Below are 26644 nucleotides of genomic sequence, written 5' to 3' on the forward strand. Positions count from 1 at the left end.
ATGAGCGCCAAAACCATCACTCCCGCCGCCGCCGAGCCCGTCCAGTTCTACGACCTCGACGAGCATGCGCATCCCGAGGGGCACAGCACGATGCTGGGCTTCTGGATCTATCTGATGAGCGACTGCCTCATCTTCGCGATCCTGTTCGCCTGCTTCGCGGTGCTCGGCGGCAATTATGCCGCGGGGCCTGCGCCGAAGGATCTGTTCGAGCTGCCGCTCGTCGCATTGAACACCGCGATGCTGCTCTTCTCGTCGATCACCTATGGTTTTGCGGTGCTGCAGATGCAGCAGGGTAAGGTCAGGGGAACGCAGCTCTGGCTCGCGATCACCGGCTTGTTCGGGCTCGCCTTCCTCGGCATCGAGCTCTACGAATTCCACCATCTGATCGAGATCGGCGCAACCCCGCAGCGCAGCGCCTTCCTGTCGAGCTTCTTCACGCTCGTCGGCACGCACGGACTTCACGTTACCTTCGGCATCGTCTGGCTCGTCACGCTGATGGTCCAGCTCGGCAAGCACGGGCTGATCGCCGCGAACAAGCGCCGCGTGATGTGTCTGTCGATGTTCTGGCATTTCCTCGACGTCGTGTGGATCGGCGTCTTCACCATTGTCTATCTGATGGGAGTGCTGCGATGAGCGCGGACCCGCACGCGCATCACGCGCACGACGAGATCGAGCTGCCGCACGCCTCGATGCGCGACTATGTCATCGGCTTCGTCCTGTCGGTGATCCTGACCGCGATCCCCTTCTGGCTGGTGATGGAGCGGCCGCTGTCCGACGGTGCGACCGCAGCGGTGATCATGGTCTTCGCCGCGGTGCAGATCGTCGTCCATATGGTCTTCTTCCTCCATATGAACCCGAAGGCCGAGGGCGGCTGGTCGATCACCTCGCTGGCGTTCACGATCATCATCGTCGTGATCATGCTGGCCGGGTCAATGTGGGTGATGCACCACCTCAACACCAATATGATGCCCCCGATGCACGACACGAGCCAGTTGCCGTGATGCGCGGCCGCCGCGCGGCATTCGCCGCCGCGGCGCTCGTCGTGGCGGCGGGTTTCGCCGCGCTCGGTATCTGGCAGCTCGAACGCCGCGCCTGGAAGCATGAACTCGTCGCAGCGGTCGAGGCGCGTATCCACGCTGCGCCGGTCGCGGTGCCCGGCCCGGATCGTTGGCCACGGATCAACGCCAGCGATGACGCCTATCGCCGCGTCACCGCGACAGGTCATTTCCGCCACGACCGCGAGACGCAGGTGCAGGCGGTGACCGAGCGCGGGCCGGGCTACTGGGTGCTGACGCCGCTCGAGACGGCGCGTTTCACCTTGCTGATCAATCGCGGTTTCGTGCCGAAGGACCGGCGCAATCCCGCAACGCGCTCCGACGGGAATATAGCCGGCGACACGACGGTGAGCGGCCTGCTGCGCGTGACCGAACCCGGCGGCGCCTTTCTGCGCTCCAACGATCCGGCAACGGATCGCTGGTATTCGCGCGACGTCGCGGCGATCGCGAAGGCGAGGGGGCTGGGCAAGACAGCCCCCTATTTCGTCGATGCCGACGCGCGTCCCAATCCGGGCGGCTATCCCCTCGGTGGGCTCACCGTGGTGCGCTTTCCCGACAATCATCTGGTTTATGCACTGACATGGTTCGCGCTTTGTGCGCTCGGCCTCTTTTTTGCCCGGCGGCTCTGGCGTATCCGGGATTGATGACCGCTTCGACGATCTTGTCCGCCGATGCGCCTGCCGAGGCGAATGCCGGGCGCCGCAACATGGCGCTGCTGATCCAGCTGCGCTGGCTCGCGGTCGGCGGCCAGCTCGCGACGATCGGGGTCGTCACCGGCTTCCTGCATATCCATCTGCCGCTCGCGCCGCTGGTCGCGGCGGTTGCGGTGCTGATCGCGATCAACTTTGCGAGCCTTGCCTTGCTGCGGCGCGGGCGCGCGGTGACCAATGCCGAACTGACCGCGGTGCTGCTGTTCGACGTCGCGGCGCTCGGCTGGCAGCTTTATCACAGCGGTGGGCTCGCAAACCCCTTCGCCTCGCTGTTCCTGCTCCAGGTCGTGATCGGCGCGATCCTGCTGACCCCCGCCTCGTCGTGGGCGATCGTCGTCGCGGCGCTCGCTGCGATCGGCGTCCTCGCGCTCGAACCGACGCCGCTCATTCTGCCGGCGCCCTATGCCGCCGACCCGATGGGGCTCTATCTGAAAGGCAGCCTCGTCTGTTTCCTGCTGATCGCGGTCCTGCTCGTCGCCTTCGTGACGCGGATCAGCCGCAATCTGCGCGACCGCGACGCGGCGCTCGCCACGAGCCGCCAGCGCGCAGCGGAGGAGGATCATATCGTCCGGATGGGCCTGCTCGCCTCGGGCGCCGCGCACGAGCTCGGGACGCCCCTGTCCACCTTGTCGGTGCTGATCGGCGACTGGAAGAAGGCGCCGACCATCGCACGCGATGCGGAGTTGCAGGAGGATCTGGCCGATATGGATGCGGCGGTGCGGCGCTGCAAGGCGATCGTCAGCGGCATCCTGATGTCGGCGGGCGAGGCGCGCGGCGAGGCGCCGCAGGTAACGACGATGCGCGCCTTCCTGACCGCGCTCGTCGAGGAAGCGCGGGCGGGGCGGAGGCCGGGGACGGTCGAATTCAACGACCTGTTCGGTCCCGATATGGCGATCATTTCCGACCCCGCGCTGCGGCAGGTGATCGGCAACGTCCTCGACAACGCCTCCGAAGTTTCGCCCGACTGGATTGCTGTCACCGCAATGCGTGACGGCGAGATGGCAGTGATCGAGATTTCGGATCGCGGCCCGGGCTTCAGCGGAGAGATGATCAGCCGCTTTGGCCAGCCCTATAGTTCGACGAAAGGGCGGGCTGGCGGCGGGCTGGGACTGTTCCTGCTCGTCAATGTGCTGCGCAAGCTGGGCGGCAGTGCCAGCGTCGCGAACCGCGATGCCGGGGGTGCGATGGTCCGGATCGTCCTGCCCGTGTCGGCCCTCGCGGCGGAAACGGAGACGGCATGAGCGACCGCAGGCAATTGCTGATCGTCGAGGATGACGACGCCTTCGCGCGGACGCTGAAACGCTCGTTCGAGCGCCGCAATTATGACGTGCGGGTCGCGGGCAGCCCGGAAGCTGCGGAGGCATCGTTGGCGGGTTGGCAACCGGGTTACGCCGTGGTCGATCTGAAACTCGGCAATGCGTCGGGGCTCGCCTGCGTCCAGACGCTGCGCGCCGCCGATCCGGCCATGCGGATCGTCGTGCTGACCGGCTTCGCGAGCATCGCGACCGCGGTCGAGGCGATCAAGCTGGGCGCCTCCTATTATCTCGCCAAGCCGTCGAACACCGACGATATCGAGGCGGCATTCGAGCGGTCGGAGGGCGACGTCGATGCGCCGCTCGACGCGCGTCCGTCGTCGATCAAGACCGTCGAATGGGAGCATATCCACCAGACTTTGGTCGAAACCAATTTCAACATCTCGGAGGCTGCGCGGCGGTTGGGGATGCACCGGCGGACGCTCGCGCGGAAGCTCGAGAAACGGCAGGTGAAATGATGCGGAGACTCGCGCGCTTCGATCTCAATTTGTTGCAGGTGTTCGACGCGATCCACGCGAAGGGCGGCGTGTCGGCGGCCGCCCGTCACCTCAATCTGTCGCAGCCGGCGATCAGCCACGCGCTCGCGAAGCTGCGCGATGCGTTCGGCGATCCGCTGTTCGTGCGGCAGGGCAACCGGCTCGTGCCGACATCGGCGGCGCGCGCGATCGCGGGGCCGGTGCGCGAGGCGCTGCGCGGGCTCGACGCCGCGCTCGATGCCGCGACCGCGTTCGACCCGGCAGAAACGACGCGCGAGTTTCGCATTGGCGTGCGCCTGTCGGGCGAGATGCCGCGCTTCTCGGCGCTCGCGCTGCGCGTGCGGAACGAGGCGCCGCACGCGATGCTCGCGAGCGTGACTTTCCGCCGCCGCGATCTGGTGGCGGCGCTGGCCAACGGCGACCTCGATCTCGCGCTCGACGTCGCGTTGCCCGCCGACGACCGGCTCCGCCGCCATTATCTGGGCACCGAGCCTCAGGTGGTGGTGGCGCGCATCGGGCATCCGCGCGTCGCGGGCCCGATCGATCTCGATACCTATCTCGCGCTTGACCATGTCGTCGCGACCGCGCGCCCGCATGGGCCGGGGATCGAGGATATGGCGCTCGACCGCATGGGGCTCACGCGCCGCGTCGCGGTGCGCTGCCAGCATGCGATCACCGCGTGGCAGATTGTTGCTTCGTCGGACATGCTCTTTGCGCTGCCGCGATCACACGCCGAAGTGCTGGCTGCGATGTGGCCGATGCAACTCATCGACTTGCCGCTGCCGGTCGAGCAGGGCGGAAGCTATCTTTACTGGCATCAGGCGGCGGATGCCGACCCCGGTCTCGGCTGGTTGCGCGGAATCATCGCTGACGAGCTTGGGAAACCGGGCTGATATTCGCACTGAGAATATAGAATATTCAAACCTATCATTTTTATCGATGCAGAAAGTCGATTAGCGTCGCCGCAAATCACAGCGGAGACCATAATGACCGAGATCGAACTTCAGGCCGAACTCAACGACCTTCGGATGTCGAAGGAAGCGCAGCCGCTCTTCGACGCGGTGAAGCGCCATATCGCCGAAAATGTCGATCCGATCACCGAGGAATTCTTCCGGCTCGGCGAGAACCGCGCCGACCGCTGGAGCTGGGCGCCGGGCCAGCTTGAGCTGCTCGAAGGCGTGAAGAACAAGGCGAAGGCCGCGGGCCTCTGGAACTTCTTCCTGCCGCACGGCGACACGGGAACGCCGCTCACCAACCTCGACTATGCCTATATCGCCGCCGAGCTCGGCAAGTCGCCGCTCGCCTCGGAATCGCTGAACTGCTCGGCGCCCGACACGGGCAATATGGAAGTGCTCGAAATGGTCGGCACGCCCGAGCAGAAAGAGCGCTGGCTGAAGCCGCTGCTGAACGGCGAGATTCGCTCGGCCTATGTGATGACCGAGCCCGGCGTCGCGTCGTCGGATGCGAGCAACCTCGAAACCAGCGCGGTGCTCGATGGCAATGACTGGGTCATCAACGGCGAGAAATATTTCATCAGCGGCGCCGGCGATCCGCGCTGCAAGATATTGATCTGCATGGTCAAGACGAACCCCGAAGCCGCGCGCAAAGGCCAGCATTCGCAAATACTCGTGCCGATGGACACGCCGGGCGTGGAGGTGTTGGGGCCGATGCGCGTCTTCGGCGCCGACCATGCGCCCCAGGGTCATATGCACATGCGCTTCGAGAATGTTCGCGTCCCGCGCGAGAATATCCTGCTCGGCGAGGGCCGCGGGTTCGAGATTTCGCAGATGCGCCTCGGGCCGGGCCGCATCCACCACTGTATGCGGACGATCGGCAAGGCCGAGGTCGCGCTCGACCTGATGGTGAAGCGCGGCAATTCGCGCACCGCCTTCGGCCGCCCGCTGTCGCAGCTCGGCAAGAATCTGGAGGTCATCGCGCGCGCGCGCTGCGAGATCGAGGCGCTGCGGCTGATCGTGCTCAAGGCCGCGAAGGCGATGGACCTGCTCGGTAACCGCGAGGCGCGCGTCTGGGTCAGCATGGCGAAGGCGATGGTGCCCGAGCGCGTGTGCCAGATCATCGACCAGGCGATCCAGATCCACGGTGCGACCGGCATCTCGCACTGGACGCCGCTAGCCGACCTCTACGCCGACGTGCGCCACCTGCGCTTCGCCGACGGTCCCGACGAGGTTCATTACATGGTCGTCGGCCGCGAGGAATTGGGCCGGCACTGACATGGTTCGCGTCCCCGCGCAGGCGGGGATGCGATCTTTTAGGAGGATAGGGCCTGCGTCAGGACGCGAGCGACTGGCCGAGCTTTTCCGCGCGCGCGCGGAGAATCTCGTCCTTGGTCCTGGCAAGCGCGGGCGCGGCCTTGTCGAGCATCCGCTGGGCTTCGGTCTTGTCCTGTTTGCCGATCGCGACCTCGGCGAGCGCGACGTCGACGGTCGCATCGAAATCGGGATTGCCGAGGAGCTGCGCGACCTTCTCGCGATCGACATTACGCAGCATCTGTCCAGCTTCGGCAAAGCGCTGATTGGCGATCATGCATTCGGCGGTGAAATAGCGGATCGAATGGGTCAGCGCGAAATCGGCGCCGAAACCTGCAAGGCTGGCGGCGAGAGCGTCGCGCGTGAGGCCCAGCGCCTGCTCCCGCTGCGGCGTCTGACACAGCGCCGAGGCATAATCGATCTGCCCGACGAGTGCCTGATGCGAGTGCGGCCCGGCCTGCGCGGCGGCACCCTCCCAAACCCGCTTCGCTTCCGCGGCCGCCTCGCCATAGCGTCCGAGCGCGGAATAGCCTTCGAAGCGCGTCGAGCGGAGCCCGAGGGTGAACCGATGGTCGGGTCCGAAGCGCTTCTCCATCGCCGCGAGCAGCGGCACGCTGCCTTTCAGGGCTTCTTCATAACGTCCGGTCATCGCAAGGCTGTTCAGCCAATGCTGGCGCGTCACGAGCGTATCGGGATGATCGGCGCCGCGGATGCGCACCGAATCGGCGACAATCGCGCGCGCGATCGGTTCGGCCTCGGCAGCGCGGCCCAGCCGCATCAGTGTCAGTACGAGCGACGAGCGGGCTTTCAGAAGCTGTCCCGGCTGCACTTCGCCGCCGGCGGTCGAGCCGATTGCGACAGCGCGGCGAAAGGCGCGCTCGGCCTGCTCGATATCGGCGAAATAGGCCCATGAGCCTTCGGCGCGCGCGAGCGCGAAGCCCATGCGGCCGCTGTCGCCGCGTTTGCCGATGAGGGCGCGTTCCTTTTCGAGCAGGCGCCCCGCTTCTTCGAGCCGGTCGGGCTGGCCCGAGGTCGCCTCCATATTGATGCGGTCGAGCCGCCCCGTGATCGCATCGTCGCTGTCACTCTCTCCAGCCTTGGCGAAAAGCGCGTCGGTGCGTGCATATTCGGTGCGCGCCGTGTCGGGGTCCGACCGCTGGTGAAAGGCGCGCGCGACCGCAAGGTGCAGGCGTGCGGCGATGCCGGGCTTGCCGGCGAAACGCTGGTCGATCTGCCCGCTGGCGCGTTTGATCGCATCGACGACGGTTTCGTCTGCGCTCGACTTGGCCGGATCGGCGCTGCCCAGCACATCCTCGGCGACGAAGGCGTAGCTCGTCTCGGCAAGCTCGCGCGCGGTCACCGCCCTGTTCCGCTGATGCAGCGCATAGGCCGCGAGCGCGGAGGTCGCGAGCAGCCCGGCGGTCAGGCTGGCAAAGGCGGCGCGCACCCACGGGCGCTGCGCCGCGCGGCGCTCGTCGCGGCGTTTCTGGTCGGCAAGGAAGGCGGCACGCTCGGCGGCTTCGGCGGCGGCGGCGCGGCGGTCGTCCAGCCGTTCGATCCGCTCCGCGAGATCGGCAGCGCTGGCGAGACGGTCTTCGGGCAAGCCCGCCGCGGCGCGCGCGATGTCATCGCGCAGCAGCGGATCGGCGACCTGCGCCTCCCAACCGGGTGCGAGCGCCGCGGTGAAATCGCCGACGACAAGCTGGTAGAGGATCAGCCCGAGCGCATAGACGTCGCTTTTCACCGTCGGCACCGCGTCGCCGACGAGTTCGGGCGCGCGATAGGCGAGGGTGCCTGAGCGCGGTTCATCCTTGCCGAGGTCGGCGTCGAGCGAGCCGGGATTGGTGATCTGGAAGCTTGCGAGCAACGCGTCGTCGATAAGCCGCCCACTGCCGAAATCGACCAGACGGAGCACTTGTTCGTCGCCGGCTTCGTCTATCAGCATGTTGGCGGGCTTCAAGTCCTTGTGGAGAACACCGACGCCGTGGATATCCGCGACCGCGCGCGCCGCCATCGCCGCGACTGCGAGCCGGTCGGCGAGCGGAATCGCGGGGAGTCCGCCCGCGGCCTCTGCCCAGGCAAGCAAATCCTGCCCGCCCCACGCATATTCGAGGAAGAAGGGCGCGGCGTCGAAATTCCACTCGTGCAGCGCGGGGAGCGGGCTCGCCTTGCCGAGCCCCGCCGAGACGAGCCGCGACAGCGCGGCCTCGCGCTTCAGCGCGCGAAGGCGATCGGGCGCGTCGGCGAATTTGAAGACGCGCTGTTCGCCAGTCTTGGCCTGCCGCGCCAGCCAGACGTCCTCGGCGCCCGTATCGCCGAGCGGCCGGTCGAGTTGCCACGCCTTGCGCCCGGGCACGCTGTCGCCCGCGGCGAAGGCGAAGCGCGGCGCGAGCGGGGTCTCGATACTCTCGACCTCGACCGCCGCGACCAGCCGGTAGCCGACGCGCGGCACGGTGGCGATCACATCGGCTCCCGCTCCGCCGAGCGCCTTGCGCAATTTCGAGATGGCGGTCGCGAGCGATCCTTCGACCACGGTCACGCCGGGCCAGACGGCATCGAGAATCTCGTCCTTGGTGACGACCTCGCCGGCACGGAGCAGCAATTCATGGAGCAGTTCGAGCGGTTTTCCTTCGAGCGAAACGGGCGTGCCGGCGACGCGGAGCGTCCAGCTTGCCTCGTCGAACTCGGCTCCGGCAAAGCGCCAGATCCGTCTGCGCCGCCGTGAATTATGCGTTCCCGACATTTTTCGTTCCCCCGTTCGACGACTTTAGAAATTCTTGAGAATGGCATCAAGACTTTGTGGGACCAAAGAAATTAGTCCGCTTCCCCACGGAAATGTCAAAATCGAAGGGGTGCGGTGATGGCCGATGTCGGAATGATCAAAACGATCGATGAACTCTATATGTTCACCAAGGTCGGGATGATTGCGGGGAGTCAGAACTGGTCCGAGACGTCGATCTCGACCACGACGACCACCAGCGGCGGCGGCGGATATATGCATCAGGGGTCGGGTTTCATCTCGCCGGCCTCGACGAGCACGACCACCTCGTCGAGCACGACCGAGCAATTGCGGCTCTTCGTGCGCGAGGATGACGGCGACGAGTTCGAGGCGAAGTTCAGCGAGCCGGGTTTCGGTGTACGCGAGGGGCATAGGGTGCTTATCGTCTATGCCGGCGATCAGGCCTCACGGCGCGGCTATCCGATGGCGCTCGCCAATCTCAGCACCAACCAGAGCAAGGTGTTCACGCAGCGCGCCGGCTGGATCATCAAACAGATCGGTCAGGCGATGGGCTGTGCGGCGGTCGGAGCCTTTCTTGTGCTCGCGGTCGTTCTCGGCATGGTTGCCGGGTTCGTCGGCGTCATTATCGCCGCGGCGCCGCTGGGGTTTCTCCTGCACAAGCACCGACAGAATGTAGCGCTCGCGAAAGGCATTGTGGATGCGGTGTCGGCGGAGATGCGGAAGGCCGTGGAGGTCGAGCGCGGCCGCGCGGCGGCTTGAGATGCCCGCCAATCATGGCTGGGCATGTTTAGGGGATCACGATATGCGCTTCACCATTGCTTTGATGGCGCTCGCTTCCGGCTCGCTGCCGGTCGCCGTCCACGCGCAAGCTGCCAAGGCCTGGCCGCGCGAGGTGCAGGCGGTCTACGACCAGTTCAAGGGCCAATGCCAACGCGGCGGGAAATTCGTACCCGACCGGGAAAATTTCGCCCATGAGGTCGAGGTCACCGGCGACGGCAAGCCCGACTGGGTGGTCGAGGTCGCGTCGCTGGGCTGTGTGGTGCCGCAAGCCGTGCGCGATTCGGGCGAGGGCCCCGAAGACGGCAACAGCTATTGCGGGACTGCGGGCTGTTCGGTGCAGATATTCGGGTCGGGGAAAAAGGGGCTGACCTCGATCTTCAACGGCACGCTCCGTTCGTGGGATGTGATCGACCTCGGGCGCGGAAGAAAGGGGCTGGAAACGTCAGTCCACGGAACCGCCTGCGGCGGCACGGGGGCCGAGGTGTGCATCGAAACCCTCGCGTGGAACGGACGAAAATGGGACGTCGTCAAACGCTATCGCTGGACCGACGCCGATTATGAGGCCCACCAGAAGGAGCAGGCCGCGACCCCCTATCAGGAGCCGCCGCGGCACGAGGCGAAATGGAGTTTCGGCGGCAAGGGCGCTGGCGCGGTCGCGGCGACGACCGGCCATCCAGACTTCATGGCGCTGGGGCTGCGCTGCCAGCCGGGCGGAGGCGTTTACATGACCCTCGTCCCGAAGCCCGGCATGCCGTTGCCGCCTGCCGGCCAGCCGCTGCTTCTCCACTTTACGGGGAGCGAGAATGGCGGCTATGCGGCGACGCAGACGCTGGTGCAGGAACCGGGCAAGCCCGACCTCAGCGGTCCGCTCGATCCTGGTGTCGAGGTGCTGCTGGAGGGCGCGGACACCGGGCTGGAGCTGATCGCGAGCAACAGTGGCGGCGACGAATGGCGACAGCTCGACTATATGACGCTGGCGGGCTCGACCGCCGCCATCCGTTCGCTGAAACAGCAATGCGCCGCGTCCGCCGGCTCGACCGCGGCGACCCAGGCGGCAGGGCAAAAGCCGGCCGCGCCGCTTGGTATCATGGCCGGCTATTATGTGCTCGAAAGCGAAGCCTGCTCGAACCCGGAGTTCGAGGCGATCTTTTACGACGGCAAGCGGCTCGGCTTGATGCGCGGCGGCGGCGCGCCCGGCAGTTCCGAGGAAAATTTCATCGGTCCGCTCGGCAAGGTTGAGAAATCACGCGGGTATTTCCTTCTCCCCGCATGGGGGATGGAGGTGAAGATCCTGTCGTCCACACGCATCCAACTCACGATTCAGGATACCGAAGCCCCGCGCCGCTGGTGCCCGGCCGACCAAATTCCTGCGAAGTGGCGGATGCGCTGACCTACGGCGAAAACGTGCGGTGGTCGAGTTCGACGCCGATCACCACAATCGCCTGGCGCAGCTTTTCCGCGATTAGCGCCGCCTGCGCGGGGGGCAGGTCGCGGGCTTTCGCCCTGCTGGTGGTGCATCGACCGGCTGAGCAAGCTGCCGGGGGTGCAGGAGATCAACTCGACCGTCGCCTTGTCGGAGATCAAGTCGACGAACGAGCTGCCGTTGGGCGACGGCTGAGCTGAACGGGCGGATAAGCCTCAACTCGCCGTCCGAAAGATTTTCTTCGTCGCAGAAACCGCACGCGCGGCTTGACGAATTTAATATCTATCTTTTAAGTTGAGATTGTCATTCGGAATTGGTCGGAACGAATGACGGGCTCTCCTCCTTCGACCCGCGGCTTTTGACCGGGAAGCAGCTTGCTCCGCGTTACCAACGGCTAAAGCGCGTGATGCTCGGGCGACAGCGCCAGGCATTGCGTTCCCCCCATCAGGGGTATTGCGATGCGTATGTGTAGCACCAGTTCATAGACGAACGCCGACGATCGCGTGACCGGGTAGCGGACCGACCGCACCCGGGCACCCTCGCGTCGGCATCTCCTTTCATCCTGGCCGCGCCTCCCTTTCGCGAGGACGCGATGCGGCCTTGCGTCCGGCGTCCGTGTGTGCCGGCGGCAGGTGAACCATGCCTTTGCTGACCCAATCCGACCTGTCGGATCTGGCCCGCTACCCTGCGTCCCTGCGCAGCGCTGCCCGTGCGCTGTGGGGGGCGGAGCTGGCGGCCGCCCGATCCGGCGCCGCGCCCGGCGCCACCATCCATCACACAAAAAAGGGGGCGGGATCGCCGCCCGGGGAAACGACATGAAAACCGGAAAATATTCTCCCGAACATCGTCTGAAATATCTGCTCGGCGCGGCGCTGCTAGTCCCGGCGGCGCCTGCCTTTGCGGCCGAGGCGGCGGCGGTCGATGCCGGCGCCGCCGAGGCTGCCGAAGCGGCGGCCGATTATGACGATGGCGGCGCCATCATCGTCTCGGCGCGCCGCCGCGACGAAAGCGCGCAGGACGTGCCGATCGCGCTGTCGGTCGTCGGCTCCGAAACGCTCGAGAAGACCGGCAACTACACGCTGACCCAGATCCAGCAGATCGTGCCCAGCCTGCAGGTGTTCAGCTTCAATCCGCGCAACACCAACATCAACATCCGCGGTCTCGGCAGCAATGTCGCGCTGACCAACGACGGGCTCGAGAATGGCGTCGGCTTCTATATCGACAATGTCTATTACGGCCGTGTCGGGCAGACGCAGTTCGACCTCGTCGACCTCCAGCAGATCGAGGTGCTGCGCGGACCGCAAGGAACGTTGTTCGGAAAGAACACCACCGCGGGCGCGATCAACATCACCTCGCGCAAGCCGAGCTTCGATCCCGAATTCTCTGGCGAGGCGAGCGTGGGCGACTATGGCTATTACCAGCTTCGCGGTTCGGCATCGGGCGGTCTGGTCGACAACCTGATCGCGGTGCGTCTCAGCGGCGCGGTCACCGAGCGGCGCGGCTTTCTCTACAACACCACCCAGAAGGAACGCGCGCAGGATTATTCGAACTGGAGCGTGCGCGGGCAACTGCTCATCACACCGGCGCCCGATTTCGAGGTCCGGATCATCGGCGACTTCTCGCGCCAGAAACAGAACCACGTCCTCAACGTCTTTGCCGGCTATTTCGGGACTTATGAAAATGGCGCGGTCATTCCGAACAATTTCGCGCAGCGCGCGGCCCGCTTTCCCGGCTATAAATTTCCGACGATCGACCCCTTTGCGCGGCGAGGGGAAGCCGATGGCCATTATCAGTCGAACATGGACGGCTATGGCGTGTCGGGGCAGATCGACTGGGACGTCGGCCCCGCGAAGCTGACCTCGATCACCGCCTATCGCTGGTGGGACTGGAATCCGGCGAACGACGGCGATTCAACCTCGCTGCCGATTATCACCAAGGCGCAGCAGGCGAACCGCCAGCGCCAGTTCAGTCAGGAACTCCGGCTTGCCTCGGATACCGATGGACCGATCGATTATGTCGTCGGCGCCTATTATTTCTGGCAGATCATCCGCGGCAAGGGCGCCACGGCCTACGGTCCCGCGGCGGGCCTGTGGAATCTGCCGGCGGTGCCGGTCGCGGTCAGCGATGCGGCGCTCAACGGGTTCGAGGCCAATTCGACCTCCGACCCGCGGACGCGCAGCTATGCGCTGTTCGGCCAGCTCGACTGGACTTTCGCCGACCGGCTGACGCTGACCGCGGGCCTTCGCTTCACGCATGAAAAGAAGGACGGCTCGTTCAATCAGTTCCATGTCGCGGGCATCGACCTGTCGACCTTGCCGGCTGCGACCGCCGCGGCGGCGCTCGCGATCCGCAACCAGTTCAATCCGCTCGTAAGCTACTCGACCGCCTTCACCGACAACAGCCTGTCGGGTCTCGTGACGCTGTCGTGGCAGTTCAACGACGACGCGCTCGCTTATGCGACATATTCGCGCGGCAACAAGTCGGGTGGACTGAACCTGACCAACCTGCCCCCGGGGATCGACCCCGACGTCGCGCCCGAAAAGGTCGACAGCTACGAAGTCGGGATCAAGTCGCAGTGGCTGGATCGCCGTCTGACCCTCAATGTCGCGGGCTATTGGACCGAGATCAGCGACTATCAGACCGCGATCACCGAACAGGTGCCGAACACGGTCAACGTCCGCCAGTATATCGCGAACATTCCCGGTGTGCGCTCGCGCGGGGTCGAAGGCGACCTGAGCTTCGCGCCGTGGGACCGTGCGAGCTTCTATGCCTCGGTCGCCTATGCCGATACGACCTACAGTGACTATCCGAACGCGCCACAGGCGCCCGAGCGGCTCAATCAAGGGGCGATCCAGGATCTGACCGGCGAGCAGCTGCCGGGGGTGCCGAAATTCACCTATACCATCGGCGGCGACCTCTCGGCTCCGCTGACCAGCCTCGGCGGTCGCGAGGTGTCGGTCTATGCTCATGCCGACTATTCGCACCGCTCGTCGTTCAACACCTCATCGAGCAACAGCATCTATGGGGACGTTCCCGCCTACGGTCTGGCCAACGCGCGGATCGGTTTCCGCACCGACGACGGATTGTTCGACCTGTCGGTCTGGGCGCGCAATCTGCTCGACAAGGATTATTATCAGACCTTGTCGCCGGGGGTGACCGGTCTCGTTACTGCGCTGATCGGCGAGCCGCGCACCGTCGGCCTCACGCTGAGGACGAAGCTGTGAGCGCCGTGCCGCCGCCCACTGCGGGCCAGCTCGTCCGCTTTTCGGCGGTCGCGGTGCCGCTCGCCGCGGCCGGGCTGCCGCTCGGCGTCTACCTCCCCGCGATCTATGCGCGCGACTATGGGCTGTCGCTGACGGTCATCGGCATCATCTTCCTGCTCGGGCGCCTGTGGGACGCGCTCGCCGACCCGCTGATGGGGGCGCTGAGCGATGCGACCCGCACCCGCTACGGCCGCCGAAAGCCATGGATCGCGGCGGGCGGGGCGGTCTTCGCGATCGCAGCGATCTTCCTCTTCTTCCCGCCCTTCGGCGTCACGCCGCTGTCGCTCGGGATCGTCCTCTTCTTCCTCTATCTCGGCTGGACCGCGGTGCAGATTCCGTTCCAGGCCTGGTCGGGCGAGGTGTCGGGCGACTATCACGAGCGCACGCGGATCGCGACCTATCAGACGGTCGTGACTTCGTCGGCGCTGTTGCTGACCCTGATCCTGCCGACGATCGCCGATCAGCTCCGTCTCGGCGACGGGCGGTTGCAACTGACATTGATGGGCGGGCTCGTCCTGCTGACGGTCGCGCCCGCGCTGCTGCTGACGCTGACCGCCCTCAAGGAGCCGCCGCTCCCGCTGATTCCCGCGAGCAGGCCCAACCTCAAACAGGTGCTCCGCGCGATCACCGGCGAGCCGCTGCTGCTTCGGGTTCTGGCGTCGGATTTCGCGGTCACGCTCGCGCAGAATATCCGCGCTGCGCTGATCGTCTTCTTCGTGACCTTCTACATGGGGCGGCCCGAGTGGGCAGGGGGGCTGTTCCTCTTCCAGTTCGTCTTCGGCATCTTCGCCGGGCCGATCTGGCTGCGCATCGGCCGCCGCTATGGCAAGCATCGCACCGCAGTCGCGGGCGAGCTGGTGCAGGTCGCGATCAACTTGTCGCTGCTGCTCGTCACGCCCGACACCTTCCCGCTGCTGCTCGCGCTGACGCTGGCGCAGGGGCTCGCGCAGGGATCGGGCAATCTGATGCTGCGCGCCATCGTCGCCGACGTCGCCGACAAGCACCGGCTCGACAGCGGCGAGGATCGCACCGGGCTCTATTATTCGGTGTTCAGCCTCGCCGGAAAGACCGCGACCGCGGTCGCAGTCGGCATCGCGCTGCCGCTCGTCAGCTGGCTCGGCTTCGATCCCAAGGGTGCGAACAGCCCCGAAGCCTTGAACAGCCTGCTGCTCGTCTTCGGCCTTGGCCCCGCCATCGCCCATGCTTTGTCTGCCGCCCTTCTCGCGCGCTTCCCGCTCGACGAGGCGGCGCACGCCGAAATTCGCCGACAGCTCGATCCGGCGCCGCCGGATTACGCCTTCGCCGAATAACTCCGCCGCCAACCGACAACCCAAAAAGGAGACTGACATGACGGACCTTCACAACAGCTACGCGAATGCTCGCGACAAGAATATCCCGCTCGAAATCACCCCCGTGACCGGGACGATCGGTGCGATCGTCCACGGCGTCGAATTGTCGGGCGATCTGCCGGCGCCGGTGGTGCGGGCGATCGAGGCTGCGCTCGTGCGGCACAAGGTGCTCTTCTTCCGCGACCAGCAGCATCTGACCGACCGCGAGCATGAGGATTTCGCCGCGCTGCTCGGCGATCCGGTCGCGCATCCGACGGTGCCGGTCGCCGAAGGCTCGCGCTATCTGCTCGAACTCGACAGCAGGGAAGGCTATGCCGCGTCGAGCTGGCACACCGACGTGACCTTTGTCGATGCCTATCCCAAGGCGTCGATCCTTCGCGCGCTGACAATCCCCGAGGCGGGCGGCGATACGCAATGGGCGAATGGCGAGACCGCCTATGAAGGCCTGCCCGAGGTGCTGCGCCAGCTCGTCAACAACCTCTGGGCGACGCACACCAATCTCTACGACTATGCGTCGATCCTGCAATCCGCCCCCGATGCCGAAAGCGCGGCGAAGCGGATCAAGGAGCATCGCAGCGTCTTCGCCTCGACGGTCTATGAGACCGAGCATCCGGTGGTGCGCGTCCACCCGGTGAGCGGCCAGCGCAGCCTGCTCCTCGGCCATTTCGTCAAGCAGTTCGTCGGGCTGAACGCCACCGACAGCGCCCGGCTTTTCCAGACGCTGCAGGATCATATCACCCAGCCCGAGAATGTCGTGCGCTGGCGCTGGCGCGAGGGCGATGTCGCGATCTGGGATAATCAGGCGACCCAGCATCGCGCGACCGCCGACTTCGGGCTCCAGCGCCGGACGCTGCGCCGCGCGACGATCCACGGCGAGGCGCCGGTCGCGATCGACGGCCGCCGGAGCCGCACGGTGCGGCAGGAAAAGGCGGTTCAGTACGAACCGGCCTGACCGAAATCGGCCGGCGCCGGACTTCTCTCCCTTCCTGCGACAGCGCCGGTCCAGACTGCGGCGCGCCGGGGTTCCATTCGCCCTTGGCGTGCCGCCCTTCCTTTCGGAGGATGTCCCGAATGAGACGTATCGTGTTATTGCTGCTTGCTCTCGTCGTCGCCGCCGAAAAGGCTCGCGAGCGCGTCTCGCGCCGGCGCGCCGCGTGCGAGCCGCGGCTCCCCCTGCCTCCGGCAGGCTCATCAATGACGGTCTCGTCGGACAAGGACGATTCCTGGCCGGGAGGAACGCGAAAGGATCGCTGCGAGGGACGGGAAGCCGGCTGCGGTACGTCGCGTTCGCTTCGCGTGGATGATGCATCCGTCGCAGAATTCGCATGGGTTCGCGCGGTGGCATCGATTTGAAATTCGGGGAACATAATTGTCCCTATAGTTTGACATTGGTTTGGAATCAATTCCGGCAAAATCGAGATTGACTCGCATATTTTGGAAGCATATGTGTTTCCAAAATAATGAAGCGGCACAGGCCGGATTCAATGGGAGAGATGGTCCAATGGCGATGTCCAGGGCAGCGGTATTGCGCGAGTTTGGCGCGCCCGTCACGATCGAGACGCTGCGGGTCGACGATCCGGCGCCTGGCGAAGTTCTCGTCCGCACGGCAGCGTGCGGCGTTTGCCACAGCGATCTTCATTTCAAACAAGGCTCGATGCCGATCAGCCCTTGCCCCTCGATCATGGGGCATGAGGCCGCAGGGGTCGTCGAGGCGGTCGGCGCCGGGGTGACGACCGTCGCTCCCGGCGATCATGTCATCGCCTGCAACTCGGTCGGTTGCGGCCAGTGCCGCCAGTGTATCGCCGGGCGGCGCCACCTCTGCCGCGAGCGCGGCTGGCTGCGACGGCCAAAAGGAGCGGGGCCCCGATTTGCCAACGGCGACGAGAAGATCGCACCCTTCACCGATCTCGGGGGATTTTCGGAATATATGCTGCTTCCCGAGGGGGCCGTCCTTCGCATCGATACCGACATTCCCCTCGATCATGCGGCGCTGCTCGGTTGTGCGATCATCACGGGGGTCGGGGCGGCGCTCAACACGGCGAAGGTCCATCCGGGATCGACGGTCGCGGTCTTCGGCTGCGGGGGGATCGGGAGTTCGATCATCCAGGGGGCGCGCATCGCGGGTGCCGAGCGGATTATCGCGATCGACATCGTTCCCGGCAAACGCGATCTTGCCATGCGCTTTGGCGCCACAGACACTCTCGATCCGACAGCGGTCGATGCGGTCGAGGCCATTCGCGAGCTCAGCGGCGGGGGCGTCGACTATGCCTTCGACGCGGTCGGCAGCGTGAAGCTCATGGGGCAGGCGATTTCGGCGACCGGCATTCGCGGGACGGCCGTTCTCGTGGGTGCGCCTCCGCGCCGCGAGCGCCTCGAGCTGTCGCTTGGCGAGCTCATGTCCGAAAAGCGCATCACGGGTTCGCTCATGGGGTCCAGTCGCTTCAAGCTCGACGCCCCATATTATCTCGAACTTTATCGGCAGGGCCGGCTCGATCTGGCCGGGCTGGTCTCGCATCGCTTGCCCCTGGAAAATCTCGAGGACGCATTCGCCGCCATGGAGAGCGGCGAAGCCATGCGCTCGGTTGTCACATTCTAGATTGAACCCGAAAAGAAGGAAGGAAGACCCGATGAACGCCGCAACGGAAATCACCGCAGAGCAGCGGTTCGAGCAAATGGTCGAGAACCGCGAGATCGTCGACTATGCCACGATAAAGCCGCTCTTCCTGGAGCTTGAGGGAACGACGAACGAATTCATGTTCGGGCAGTGGCGCGGCGGAAGCTTCAGCGGCCAGACGACCATTAGCAATTTTTACGGCAAGCGGTTCAACTCGCCCGAACATTGCGAGCCCATGCTGCGCACCAATGAGGCGGGCGAGGTTTACGCTTGGGGCGACTGGGGCGAGGCGCGGCTTCGCGAAGTTGGATATTGGGAGAAGGTCCAGTCCGCCGTGATCTACGACGATCGACCGCTGATGGACTATTTTCGCAAGGTCAATGACGATCTTGTGATCGGCCTCGGCGACTGGAAGGGCAAGCCGAAAGGCTTCTTCTGGCTCATCCGCGACAGGCAGGCGGGCTGAGGGACACGCAGCGCCCCTGACCGGGGCAATCAGAGGAAATGAGGGCGAACGCCCGTGCGAGCGCAATGCGCGGCACGGGGCGGCTGGTTGTGCGCACGCGCAGGGCGGGGGGTATCCGCCGGTCGAGCCGAGACAGGAATTTGGGAGGAGGACAACATGAAAAAGCAGAACATGATCGTTGCCGCAGGACTGGTTTCACTGGCTATGGCCACCGCGACCTCGGCCGCGGCCGCCGAGACGGCCGCTGAGGCCGCCGATGGCACGGGCGAAGCCGGTGCGGACGGAAATTCGGGCGACATCATTGTCACCGCGCAGAAGAAGTCGGAAAGCATTCGGGAGGTGCCTGCGACGATCCTCGTGAAGGACGCGGACCAGCTGATTACCGCTGGCATCCGCTCCCCGACCGACCTCGGAAACGCATTCCCCGGGCTCGTCTTCACGCGACTTGCGACGTCGGCCCAGCCGGCGATCCGCGGCATTACCAGCACCGCGGTGAGCAGCGCCGGCGGCATCGAGCAGCCCGTCGCCGTATATATCGACGGCATTTACAGTGCCTCGCAGTCCAACAATCTCGCCTTCGACCCGACGATGGTATCGCGGATCGAGGTGCTGAAGGGGCCGCAGGGAACCGTTTTCGGCCGCAACGCCGTCGGCGGGGCCATTCTCGTCTATTCGCGCGACCCCGATCTCAACGATTTCAAGGTCGACGGCTCCGTCACGCTGAGCCGGATCGGCGGCGGGGCTTCCAACGCGGTGACCAATAACGAACAGCGTCTCTTTGTGAGCGCACCCCTCGTCGACGACCGTCTCGGGATCAGCTTCTCGGGCGTGCGGACGTTCAATTCGGGCTACCTCACCAACATCAGCCCCGGATCGGACGGCCGGTACGGCCGCTCGCTCACGGAAAATGTGGCGGCGAAGCTCCTCTGGGAGCCGAATGACTCGATCCGGATTGCGCTCAGCGCGCGTTACAGCCATCTCGACATCGAGACGGCCAGCTCGATCCAGGACCGCGGCTCGCGGGCACTGCAGGTCAACGCGGGCGGCGCGCTCATCTATCCCGACGCGATCATCGGCGAGACGCCCTGGGAGGTCGCTTTCGACGTGCCCGGACGCAGCCTGCTCAAATCCTACGCGTTGACGCTGCGCGCTGACTTCGAGAGCGACATCGGCGATTTCACGTCGCTCACGGGCTATCAGCGCGTCATGCCGTCGGGACGCGGCGACGTCGAGGGGGCCTATTCGCCATCCTGCCTGTCGGTCCGGCGATGCCAGGACCTGCGCTGGTTCTACCGCCAGCCTCTGTTCCTCTCGCAGGAGTTCAACTTTGCCTCGCGAGACTTTGGTCCTTTCTCCTTCATCGCCGGCGTTTACGGCCTGCACATCGTGAACGAGACCGAGGCGAGCCTCTGGGGCGACACCTTCCTCTATCTCTCGCGCGCCGAGACAGACTCGTTCGCGGCTTTCGGAGAAGGAACGCTGAAGCTCACCGACCGCTTCTCGATTCTGGCCGGCATCCGCTACTCGTTCGATACGCTTTCGCTGCGCGGCACGAATATCCGGAATGCTCCTTTCACCCAGCCCAATGAAAAGAGCTGGAGCGCGGCGACGAGCCGCCTCGGGATCAAGTGGGAGGCAACCGACAGCCTCAACGTCTACGCGACCTTCAGCCAGGGCTATAAGAGCGGACTATTGTCCTATTCGGCCTTCAATCAGCTGGTGAATGGAGTGATCGTTCCCCGCACACCCGGGGCGTCGGTCGATCCCGAACATCTCGATGCCTTCGAGGCGGGCATCAAATATGCCGATCGCGGCGTTGCCGTCAACCTGTCCGGATTCCACTATAAATATAAGGATCTCCAGGTTCAGAGCTATGTGAACAATGTCATCGTGACCGCGAACGCGGCCGAGGCGAGCATCTACGGGCTCGACTTCGACGGTTCGGTCCAGATTGCGCCGGCATTCAAGATCACGGGGGGCGGTTCGTGGCTCCCGCATGCGGAATATGACAATTACGCCGCCGCGCAGACCTTCCCGCTCGTCAACGGGCAGCCGATCTCCGCCAATGCCGATGCGAGCGGCCAGCGTCTCATCCGTTCGCCGAAATGGATCCTTTCGGCGGGGATCGACTATTCCCCGGAGATTGCAGGGGGCGAGGCCAATTTCAATCTCGGCTACAATTATTCGTCGAGCTACAAGCACGACGTCATGGGCTATGTCACGCAAGGCAAATATGGCGTTTGGAATGCGTCGGCCAGCTTCACGCCGCGTGACAGCAATTTCCGGGCCACGCTGTTCGTCCGCAACATAACGAATACCGCCTATGCCGCCGGCTCGAGCATCAACGACAACGGGTATAATGTGGCCTACTCGCCGCCGCGCGAGATCGGCCTGACGCTCGGTTACAAATATTAGGACCTCGCGAGGCGGTCAGCGGCGCGCAGCCGGGGCCGCTTCCATTTCTTTCCGCCCAGTCCTCGGCGGTAAGCTCAGGGCACTGGGAGCCGCGGAGGCGCGGCTCCCGTTTTTTCCTTGATGGCGGGTGCGGGCTGGGCCCCGGACTGGCGACGCCGCTGCTCGCCGCGCCGATAATAAGGGACATATCACGATGCATCCGTCAGCCCACAGCCGCGGTCAGGCTGCAAAGCCAGCCTTCATCATGGCCCCTTCGGGCGAAGTGGTGACCTATGGCGCCCTCGACCAGCGCTCGAACCGCTATGCGCAGCTTTTCCGCGCGTTCGGGCTTCGCCCGGGCGACACGATGGCCTTCAGCCTGGAGAACCGGCGCGAATTTCTCGAGATCGCATGGGGTGCGCAGCGATCGGGCGTGCGCTATGTCCCGATCTCCAACAAGCTCAACGCATCCGAAATCGTGCATATCCTGGCGGACAGCGGCGCGGCGCTGTTCATCGCATCGCATTCGCTGGAAGCGATCGGCGATGCGCTGGCGGCTGCCGGATTGACGATTCATGCCTTGGGGGTCGGGGCATCCGCCGGCCTGTTTCGCGCGATCGAGCCCATGCTCGAAGGCATGCCTGACGAGCCGATCGCGGACGAGGCAGCCGGAATCGAAATGCTCTATTCGTCGGGAACGACCGGGCGTCCGAAAGGCATCGCGCCCCGGCACGAGCCCGGCCTGCCGATCGACGCGCCCGAACCGGTAACGCAGGCCATCGCTGCCAAATTCGGTGCTGGTCCGCAGACCATCTATCTCTGTCCGGCGCCGCTATATCACGCCGCGGCGCTTCGCTGGTGCATGGCGATGGGACGGATCGGAGCCACGGCGGTCGTGATGGAGAAATTCGACGCGGAATTGGCGCTCACCCTGATCGAGCGTCATGCGATCACATTAGCCCAATTCGTACCGACCCACTTCGTCCGCATGCTCAAACTTCCTGCTCCAGTACGCGAAGCCTTTGATGTGGGTTCACTCGAGACGGTGGTCCATGCGGCCGCGCCATGCCCGATCCCGGTCAAGGAGGCGATGATCGACTGGTTCGGGCCGATCATCCACGAATATTACGGCGGATCGGAGATGAACGGGAGCACCTCGATCGGACCGCACGACTGGTTGGAGCACAAGGGGTCGGTCGGACGCTCGGCCGCCGAGACCGTCCACATCTGCGACGAGCAGGGCCGCGAACTTCCGCCACGGTCGGAAGGCCTCATCTACTTCTCGGGCGGGCGCGAGTTCGAATATCATAATGACCCGGAGAGAACCCGGGAGGCGCGCCATCCGCGCGGGTGGACGACACTCGGCGATATCGGATGGCTGGACGAGGACGGATATCTGTACCTGACCGATCGCAAGAGCTTCATGATCATCTCCGGAGGGGTGAACATCTATCCGCAGGAGATTGAGAATCTCCTCATCACCCATCCTGCCGTCGCGGACATCGCGGTGCTCGGCGCCCCCGACGAGGATTTGGGCGAGACGGTCGTTGCCGTCGTCGAACCTCTTGTGTGGGAAGATGCGGGGGACGCTCTTGCCGCCGAACTGGACATCTTTGCGCGCGAGGGACTCTCCCACGTCAAGATCCCGAGGCGCTTCATCTTTCGGAAGACTCTTCCGCGGCTCGATACCGGAAAGCTCGCGAAAAAACAGATCCGGGAGGAACTCTGGCCTGCCGGGCGGGCCGTCTAGTCTGCGGGGTTGCCGCGTCGCCGGGACCGGCGATCGGCTCACGCTGGATCAGCCTGCCTTCATCAGGTCTCGAAGAACTGTTTCGATCTGCTTGCGCTGCATCAGAAAGGCGGCTTCGAGCGTCGCGCTGCTCTTGTTCAATATGCGTTCGAGTGCGAGGCCGCGGACCGTGGCGAGCATCTGGATCGTCGCAAGGCCTGCGGTTCGCCGGTCGACGATCCCCATATCCTCGAAATCGCTCGCAAGAAGCTCGCGCTCGATGAGGTAGCGTGACCTGCCGACACGGGCGAGGCGGTCCGAAAGCTCGGGATCGCTCCGCGCCCCCAGCATGACCTCGATCACCGCGAAGGCGGGCGGATGCTTGTAGAGTTCCCAAATCGCGTCGACGCGCGCCATGGCGCGGGGCAGGCCACGAGGGAAGGTGCGGACATGCGCCAGCGCGGTCTCGCGCATTTCGTCGAGCAGTTGCTCGACGAGCGCCGCATAGAGATCCGCCTTGATCGGGAACTGCTTGGCGAGCGCGCCGCGGCTGAGGCCCGTTCGTTTGGCGACGGCCAGGATGCTCGATCCTGCATAGCCGACTTCATGCAATATGTCGGTGGCAGCGGCGAAAGCCCGCGCCCGGGTTGTTTCGCGGCGCTCGGCATGCGAGCCGCGGCTTCCCGGGCCGCCGGCGTCGCGAGTGCGCTCCTCGGGACCGGGCCTGTCCTCCCCGGTTTCGGCCAGCGTCTCCATGGTCTCCTCGTTCATGATTATCGAATAGGGAGGAAGGCGCGGGCCTGCAACGATATTGGGACATGTTCCCAGCCGGCCGGCGGAGCCTGTTCCTGTCGTCCGCACAGGCTGCCGGAGCTTATGCGCGGCCCGGAAAGGCGCTCACTCTTGGAATTGGCCTCAATCTGGTTCTATCGGCCGAATATAGTTGGAATATATCGCGTTAGCCCGCACTTTCAGATTCTCCCAAGATCGCCTCGACCAGCAGCGATCGATCGCGAGCGGGCCGGCCAGTCCAGTAAGAGGGCAGGGCCTCCCGCACTGACGAGGGGCACGCGGACCGGATCGGTCGGAAACGCCGGTCGGCGCGCCATGGGTCGCAATGCCAACGATCGACGCCGCGCACGCGTTTGCGCTCGACGTCACTCGGGTGAAAGACAAGGCGGGTCTCGCCGACCTGCTGCAGGAGGCCTGCCGTTTGATGGGCTGCTCCTGGTTCGCGCTCAGCCATCATGTCGATTTCCTAGCCGCGCCCGACCGCGGCGTGCGGGTGCATAACTACCCCGAGGAGTGGGCGCATTGGTTCGACGAGCAGCGGCTCGGCGTCACCGATCCGGTCCACCGTGAGAGCCAGCGGAATATGTCGGGGTTCTTGTGGCACAATATGAAGCCCGATCGTCCCGAGGACGAAATGATCCTTGCCGCGGCCCAGCGCCACGGCATCGGCGACGGTCTTACCGTTCCTGCGCATCTTCCCGGACATGCGCATGGGTCGGTGTCCTTCGCGTGGAAACCCGGAACGGTAGCCAGTGCGGATGCTTTGCAATTCGCCCGGATGATCGGGGGTCCGGCTTTCGATGCCGCGCGTCTGATCGCCTATCCCGAACTCGCGCACCTCGGCCCCAGGCTTACCCGCCGGCAGCGCGAGGTGCTGATCTGGTCGGCAAAGGGCGAAAGCGTCCGGAGGATCGGACTGCGGCTCGGTCTCAGCCCGGACACGGTGCGCGAACATCTGCGCAATGCCCGGCAGCGCTATGAGGCGAATGGCGGCATCACGCTCACCGTACGCGCGCTGTACGATGGCGACATCAGTTTCGAGGACATCGCCAAGCGCTGAGAAAAATCGCTGACACCCCCCGATCATGCTATGGTGCGGGGGAAAAAAGCCCTTCAATTGGAACGCCTCTTTTCAAACGGAGGCTTTACCATGCTGCTTATTGTCGATTCCACCAACCGGGCGCTCGAGCATAAGGCGATGCGCACGATGTTCGAGGCGCGCAAGCGCGTGTTCATCGATCTGCTGAAATGGGATATCCCAGCACTCGCCGATCGGTTCGAACTTGACCATTTCGACGATGCGGACGCGACCTATCTGATCGTGACCGATACGGAAGGGGAGCATCTCGCTTCGGCGCGGCTGCTGCTCACGACCCGGCCCGCGCTGCTCGACAGCCTCTTTCCGGGGCTGGTCGCGGGCGAGGTGCCGCAAGGGCCGAACATTCTCGAAATCACGCGCTTCTGCCTGTCGCCCGGTATCGGCGCGCGGCAGCGGCTGGTCGCGCGCGACGCGCTGCTGGTCGGGCTTGTCGAGTTCGCGCTCGCCAATGAGATCAGCACCTATACAGGCGTCGCCGAGCTCCCCTGGTTCCGCCAGATCCAGACATTCGGCTGGGATTGCCGCGCGCTCGGCGAGCCGGCGCTGCACCGCGGACAGGCGCTTGTCGCGCTCCGCATCGATGTCGATGCTTCGACTTTGGCAAGGCTCTCAGACGCCGGGATCGTCAGCAGCGCCGTGGCGGCCTCGTCCGCCTGCGCAGCCTGAGGAGGGAACGATGATGATCAATCACGCCGCGCTCGACGCCTCCGCGCCCCGATCCGCCGCTGGCCGCGAGCTCATGGAACAGGGCTATACGATCCTGAAAGACGCGGCTTCGCCGCCGCTGATCAGGGGCATCGCCGAGGACCTTGGACCCCGCTATGCCGCCACGCCCTTTTGCGAGGGAGGCTTCTACGGCGAGCGCACGAAGCGGTTCGGCCGGCTCCTGATCCGCTCGCCGCACATGGCCGAGCTGGTGATGAACCCGGCAGTTCTCGGCCTCGCCGAACTCGCGCTCGGCAACTGGTGCGACCGGATCCAGCTGAATCTCGCCCAGGCGATCGAACTGCACCCCGGCGCGCTCGCACAGTTTCCGCACCGGGATCAGGATATGTGGTCGGGCGCGCTGGGCGAGGTCGAGTATCTCATCAATGTGATGTGGCCGCTTACCGCTTTTACGGAGGAGAATGGCGGGACGCTGGTCTGGCCGCGAAGCCACGGGATCGAAGCGCTTGTCGAGGAACCGAAGGAGGCGCCGATCGTCGCTGCCGCCGAGCCCGGCGACGCGATCGTCTTCCTCGGATCGACGTTACATGGTGCCGGTGCGAACAGAAGCTCGGGCGTCCGGCGCGGGATCATCGTCAGCTACTGCCTTGGCTGGCTCAAGCCCTATGAAAATCAGTGGCTGGCCTATCCGCCCGAGATTGCGAAGGGCTTTCCGCCCGATCTCGCGGCGCTTGCTGGCTATGCGCAGCACCGGCCCAATCTCGGCAATTTCGAGGGACAGTGCCCGTCGGTGCTGTTCGGCGGCTATCCCGACGAGCCCTTGGCTGCGATCGACGCATTGCGGCCCGATCAGGCAGCGCTGCTCGCCGACCATGTGGCGGACCAGCGCCGAGGCGGCGAGGGGGCGCTCGCGGCATGAGCCCGGGCGCCACCATGGAGCGCGTGTATCTGGATCTGAAGGCGCGCGTCCTCTCGGGTGCCTATCGGCCCGGAACCCGGCTCGAACCCGTGCATCTCGCGAAATCGCTTGCCGCCAGCGCCACGCCGGTGCGTGACGCTCTCTATCGCCTCTCCGGCGAGCGCATCATCGAGAGCTGGCACCAGGAGGGGTTCCGTCAGCCGCTTCTGAACGAGGCCGATCTCGTCGACCTTTACGGATGGGCCGGCGCGCTACTGTCGCTGGCATTGAAGGGCAGATCGCCGCTTCTCGATTTGCCCGGCGGACTGATCGATCTCGCGCCTCACGACTCCTATCCGGAAGCCATCGAAATTCTCTTCCGGACGATCGCGATGGGCAGTTCAAATGGCGAACTTCGCGCTGCGATCGTCAATATTGTCGAGCGAAGCATGACAATTCGCGCTTTGGAGGTGGTGACACGCCTCGAAGAGGAGACCCGGATCGGCAAGGGCGGGACCCTGGCGGCGCAGCTGTCGCGGCTCGACCTGGTGGTGCTCGACGAGCTTGGATATCTGCCGTTCGCACGCTCGGGAGGACAGTTGCTGTTCCA

At 65.1% G+C, this 26644-nt stretch carries 21 protein-coding genes and 3 pseudogenes; 22 read left to right on the forward strand and 2 right to left on the reverse strand.

Features of this window, described 5'->3' with window-relative positions; genetic code table 11:
* The 7 genes from cyoC (at window position 1) to ACE3SL_RS11610 (ending at window position 5785) form a co-directional block, all read left to right on the forward strand.
* Window positions 1–633, forward strand: coding sequence for a cytochrome o ubiquinol oxidase subunit III (cyoC, locus tag ACE3SL_RS11580; protein WP_374525885.1), 633 nt, complete (start codon window positions 1–3; stop codon window positions 631–633).
* Window positions 630–1001 carry a cytochrome o ubiquinol oxidase subunit IV gene (gene cyoD / locus ACE3SL_RS11585; protein ID WP_374525886.1) on the forward strand — a complete coding sequence of 124 codons (372 nt, stop codon included), beginning with the start codon at window positions 630–632 and terminating at the stop codon, window positions 999–1001. The genes cyoC and cyoD overlap by 4 nt, the downstream gene beginning before the upstream one ends.
* Entirely contained in the window at window positions 1001–1699 is a 699-nt protein-coding gene (locus tag ACE3SL_RS11590; RefSeq protein WP_374525887.1) for an SURF1 family protein, read from the forward strand. Before cyoD ends, ACE3SL_RS11590 begins: the two co-directional genes overlap by 1 nt.
* Window positions 1699–3006: an ATP-binding protein gene (locus ACE3SL_RS11595; RefSeq protein ID WP_374525888.1), complete on the forward strand. Its 1308-nt coding sequence runs from the start codon at window positions 1699–1701 to the stop codon at window positions 3004–3006. The genes ACE3SL_RS11590 and ACE3SL_RS11595 overlap by 1 nt, the downstream gene beginning before the upstream one ends.
* Window positions 3003–3536: a response regulator transcription factor gene (locus ACE3SL_RS11600; RefSeq protein WP_374525889.1), complete on the forward strand. Its 534-nt coding sequence runs from the start codon at window positions 3003–3005 to the stop codon at window positions 3534–3536. The genes ACE3SL_RS11595 and ACE3SL_RS11600 overlap by 4 nt, the downstream gene beginning before the upstream one ends.
* Window positions 3533–4447: a LysR family transcriptional regulator gene (locus ACE3SL_RS11605; RefSeq protein WP_374525890.1), complete on the forward strand. Its 915-nt coding sequence runs from the start codon at window positions 3533–3535 to the stop codon at window positions 4445–4447. Before ACE3SL_RS11600 ends, ACE3SL_RS11605 begins: the two co-directional genes overlap by 4 nt.
* A gap of 93 nt (window positions 4448–4540) precedes the next feature.
* Complete coding sequence (locus ACE3SL_RS11610) at window positions 4541–5785, forward strand: acyl-CoA dehydrogenase family protein (protein ID WP_374525891.1); 1245 nt, start codon at window positions 4541–4543, stop codon at window positions 5783–5785.
* 58 nt (window positions 5786–5843) lie between these two features.
* Here the strand turns inward: ACE3SL_RS11610 and ACE3SL_RS11615 are convergent, their stop codons facing one another.
* Window positions 5844–8564 carry a winged helix-turn-helix domain-containing protein gene (locus ACE3SL_RS11615; protein ID WP_374525892.1) on the reverse strand — a complete coding sequence of 907 codons (2721 nt, stop codon included), beginning with the start codon at window positions 8562–8564 and terminating at the stop codon, window positions 5844–5846.
* Between the two features lie 117 nt (window positions 8565–8681).
* Between ACE3SL_RS11615 and ACE3SL_RS11620 the strand changes: the two genes are divergently transcribed.
* The 10 genes and pseudogenes from ACE3SL_RS11620 (at window position 8682) to ACE3SL_RS11665 (ending at window position 22600) form a co-directional block, all read left to right on the forward strand.
* A complete protein-coding gene (locus ACE3SL_RS11620; RefSeq protein ID WP_374525893.1) occupies window positions 8682–9320 on the forward strand; it encodes a hypothetical protein in 639 nt (212 codons plus the stop codon).
* A 43-nt stretch (window positions 9321–9363) separates the two neighbouring features.
* Window positions 9364–10731: a hypothetical protein gene (locus ACE3SL_RS11625; protein ID WP_374525894.1), complete on the forward strand. Its 1368-nt coding sequence runs from the start codon at window positions 9364–9366 to the stop codon at window positions 10729–10731.
* Between the two features lie 129 nt (window positions 10732–10860).
* A pseudogene (locus ACE3SL_RS11630) lies at window positions 10861–10959 on the forward strand (AsnC family transcriptional regulator); the annotation flags it as partial.
* A 620-nt stretch (window positions 10960–11579) separates the two neighbouring features.
* Window positions 11580–13988, forward strand: a complete 2409-nt coding sequence (locus ACE3SL_RS11635; protein WP_374525895.1) for a TonB-dependent receptor — start codon at window positions 11580–11582, stop codon at window positions 13986–13988.
* The gene (locus tag ACE3SL_RS11640; protein ID WP_374525896.1) at window positions 13985–15337 is read left to right on the forward strand and encodes an MFS transporter; all 1353 of its coding nucleotides are present in this window, start codon (window positions 13985–13987) and stop codon (window positions 15335–15337) included. Before ACE3SL_RS11635 ends, ACE3SL_RS11640 begins: the two co-directional genes overlap by 4 nt.
* A gap of 37 nt (window positions 15338–15374) precedes the next feature.
* Window positions 15375–16328: a TauD/TfdA dioxygenase family protein gene (locus ACE3SL_RS11645; RefSeq protein ID WP_374525897.1), complete on the forward strand. Its 954-nt coding sequence runs from the start codon at window positions 15375–15377 to the stop codon at window positions 16326–16328.
* A gap of 549 nt (window positions 16329–16877) precedes the next feature.
* Entirely contained in the window at window positions 16878–17972 is a 1095-nt protein-coding gene (locus tag ACE3SL_RS11650) for a Zn-dependent alcohol dehydrogenase (RefSeq protein ID WP_374525898.1), read from the forward strand.
* 31 nt (window positions 17973–18003) lie between these two features.
* Window positions 18004–18456, forward strand: coding sequence for a DUF4334 domain-containing protein (locus tag ACE3SL_RS11655; RefSeq protein ID WP_374525899.1), 453 nt, complete (start codon window positions 18004–18006; stop codon window positions 18454–18456).
* A 204-nt stretch (window positions 18457–18660) separates the two neighbouring features.
* Complete coding sequence (locus ACE3SL_RS11660; RefSeq protein WP_374525914.1) at window positions 18661–20871, forward strand: TonB-dependent receptor; 2211 nt, start codon at window positions 18661–18663, stop codon at window positions 20869–20871.
* 193 nt (window positions 20872–21064) lie between these two features.
* Window positions 21065–22600: an acyl-CoA synthetase gene (locus ACE3SL_RS11665; protein WP_374525900.1), complete on the forward strand. Its 1536-nt coding sequence runs from the start codon at window positions 21065–21067 to the stop codon at window positions 22598–22600.
* A gap of 48 nt (window positions 22601–22648) precedes the next feature.
* Here ACE3SL_RS11665 and ACE3SL_RS11670 read toward each other — a convergent pair whose 3' ends face one another.
* Window positions 22649–23350: a TetR/AcrR family transcriptional regulator gene (locus tag ACE3SL_RS11670; protein WP_374525901.1), complete on the reverse strand. Its 702-nt coding sequence runs from the start codon at window positions 23348–23350 to the stop codon at window positions 22649–22651.
* A gap of 346 nt (window positions 23351–23696) precedes the next feature.
* Here ACE3SL_RS11670 and ACE3SL_RS11675 point away from each other — a divergent pair, with 346 nt between their 5' ends.
* The 5 genes and pseudogenes from ACE3SL_RS11675 to ACE3SL_RS11695 form a co-directional block, all read left to right on the forward strand.
* The gene (locus ACE3SL_RS11675) at window positions 23697–24431 is read left to right on the forward strand and encodes an autoinducer binding domain-containing protein (RefSeq protein ID WP_374525902.1); all 735 of its coding nucleotides are present in this window, start codon (window positions 23697–23699) and stop codon (window positions 24429–24431) included.
* A gap of 90 nt (window positions 24432–24521) precedes the next feature.
* Window positions 24522–25136: an acyl-homoserine-lactone synthase gene (locus tag ACE3SL_RS11680; RefSeq protein WP_374525903.1), complete on the forward strand. Its 615-nt coding sequence runs from the start codon at window positions 24522–24524 to the stop codon at window positions 25134–25136.
* 10 nt (window positions 25137–25146) lie between these two features.
* Window positions 25147–26055 carry a phytanoyl-CoA dioxygenase family protein gene (locus ACE3SL_RS11685; protein WP_374525904.1) on the forward strand — a complete coding sequence of 303 codons (909 nt, stop codon included), beginning with the start codon at window positions 25147–25149 and terminating at the stop codon, window positions 26053–26055.
* Between the two features lie 14 nt (window positions 26056–26069).
* Window positions 26070–26192, forward strand: a pseudogene (locus ACE3SL_RS11690) (GntR family transcriptional regulator); the annotation flags it as partial.
* 315 nt (window positions 26193–26507) lie between these two features.
* Window positions 26508–26644 (forward strand): annotated as a pseudogene (locus tag ACE3SL_RS11695) (ATP-binding protein); the annotation flags it as partial.

The sequence above is a fragment of the Sphingopyxis sp. genome, assembly GCF_041916015.1.
Taxonomy (GTDB): Bacteria; Pseudomonadota; Alphaproteobacteria; order Sphingomonadales; family Sphingomonadaceae; genus Sphingopyxis.

Coding starts and splice junctions, on each gene's coding strand:
- cyoC (WP_374525885.1), top strand. CDS start 1: ATGAGCGCCAAAACCATCACTCCCGCCGCCGCCGAGCCCGTCCAGTTC.
- cyoD (WP_374525886.1), top strand. CDS start 630: ATGAGCGCGGACCCGCACGCGCATCACGCGCACGACGAGATCGAGCTG.
- ACE3SL_RS11590 (WP_374525887.1), top strand. CDS start 1,001: ATGCGCGGCCGCCGCGCGGCATTCGCCGCCGCGGCGCTCGTCGTGGCG.
- ACE3SL_RS11595 (WP_374525888.1), top strand. CDS start 1,699: ATGACCGCTTCGACGATCTTGTCCGCCGATGCGCCTGCCGAGGCGAAT.
- ACE3SL_RS11600 (WP_374525889.1), top strand. CDS start 3,003: ATGAGCGACCGCAGGCAATTGCTGATCGTCGAGGATGACGACGCCTTC.
- ACE3SL_RS11605 (WP_374525890.1), top strand. CDS start 3,533: ATGATGCGGAGACTCGCGCGCTTCGATCTCAATTTGTTGCAGGTGTTC.
- ACE3SL_RS11610 (WP_374525891.1), top strand. CDS start 4,541: ATGACCGAGATCGAACTTCAGGCCGAACTCAACGACCTTCGGATGTCG.
- ACE3SL_RS11615 (WP_374525892.1), bottom strand. CDS start 8,564: ATGTCGGGAACGCATAATTCACGGCGGCGCAGACGGATCTGGCGCTTT.
- ACE3SL_RS11620 (WP_374525893.1), top strand. CDS start 8,682: ATGGCCGATGTCGGAATGATCAAAACGATCGATGAACTCTATATGTTC.
- ACE3SL_RS11625 (WP_374525894.1), top strand. CDS start 9,364: ATGCGCTTCACCATTGCTTTGATGGCGCTCGCTTCCGGCTCGCTGCCG.
- ACE3SL_RS11635 (WP_374525895.1), top strand. CDS start 11,580: ATGAAAACCGGAAAATATTCTCCCGAACATCGTCTGAAATATCTGCTC.
- ACE3SL_RS11645 (WP_374525897.1), top strand. CDS start 15,375: ATGACGGACCTTCACAACAGCTACGCGAATGCTCGCGACAAGAATATC.
- ACE3SL_RS11650 (WP_374525898.1), top strand. CDS start 16,878: ATGGCGATGTCCAGGGCAGCGGTATTGCGCGAGTTTGGCGCGCCCGTC.
- ACE3SL_RS11655 (WP_374525899.1), top strand. CDS start 18,004: ATGAACGCCGCAACGGAAATCACCGCAGAGCAGCGGTTCGAGCAAATG.
- ACE3SL_RS11660 (WP_374525914.1), top strand. CDS start 18,661: ATGGCCACCGCGACCTCGGCCGCGGCCGCCGAGACGGCCGCTGAGGCC.
- ACE3SL_RS11665 (WP_374525900.1), top strand. CDS start 21,065: ATGCATCCGTCAGCCCACAGCCGCGGTCAGGCTGCAAAGCCAGCCTTC.
- ACE3SL_RS11670 (WP_374525901.1), bottom strand. CDS start 23,350: ATGAACGAGGAGACCATGGAGACGCTGGCCGAAACCGGGGAGGACAGG.
- ACE3SL_RS11675 (WP_374525902.1), top strand. CDS start 23,697: ATGCCAACGATCGACGCCGCGCACGCGTTTGCGCTCGACGTCACTCGG.
- ACE3SL_RS11680 (WP_374525903.1), top strand. CDS start 24,522: ATGCTGCTTATTGTCGATTCCACCAACCGGGCGCTCGAGCATAAGGCG.
- ACE3SL_RS11685 (WP_374525904.1), top strand. CDS start 25,147: ATGATGATCAATCACGCCGCGCTCGACGCCTCCGCGCCCCGATCCGCC.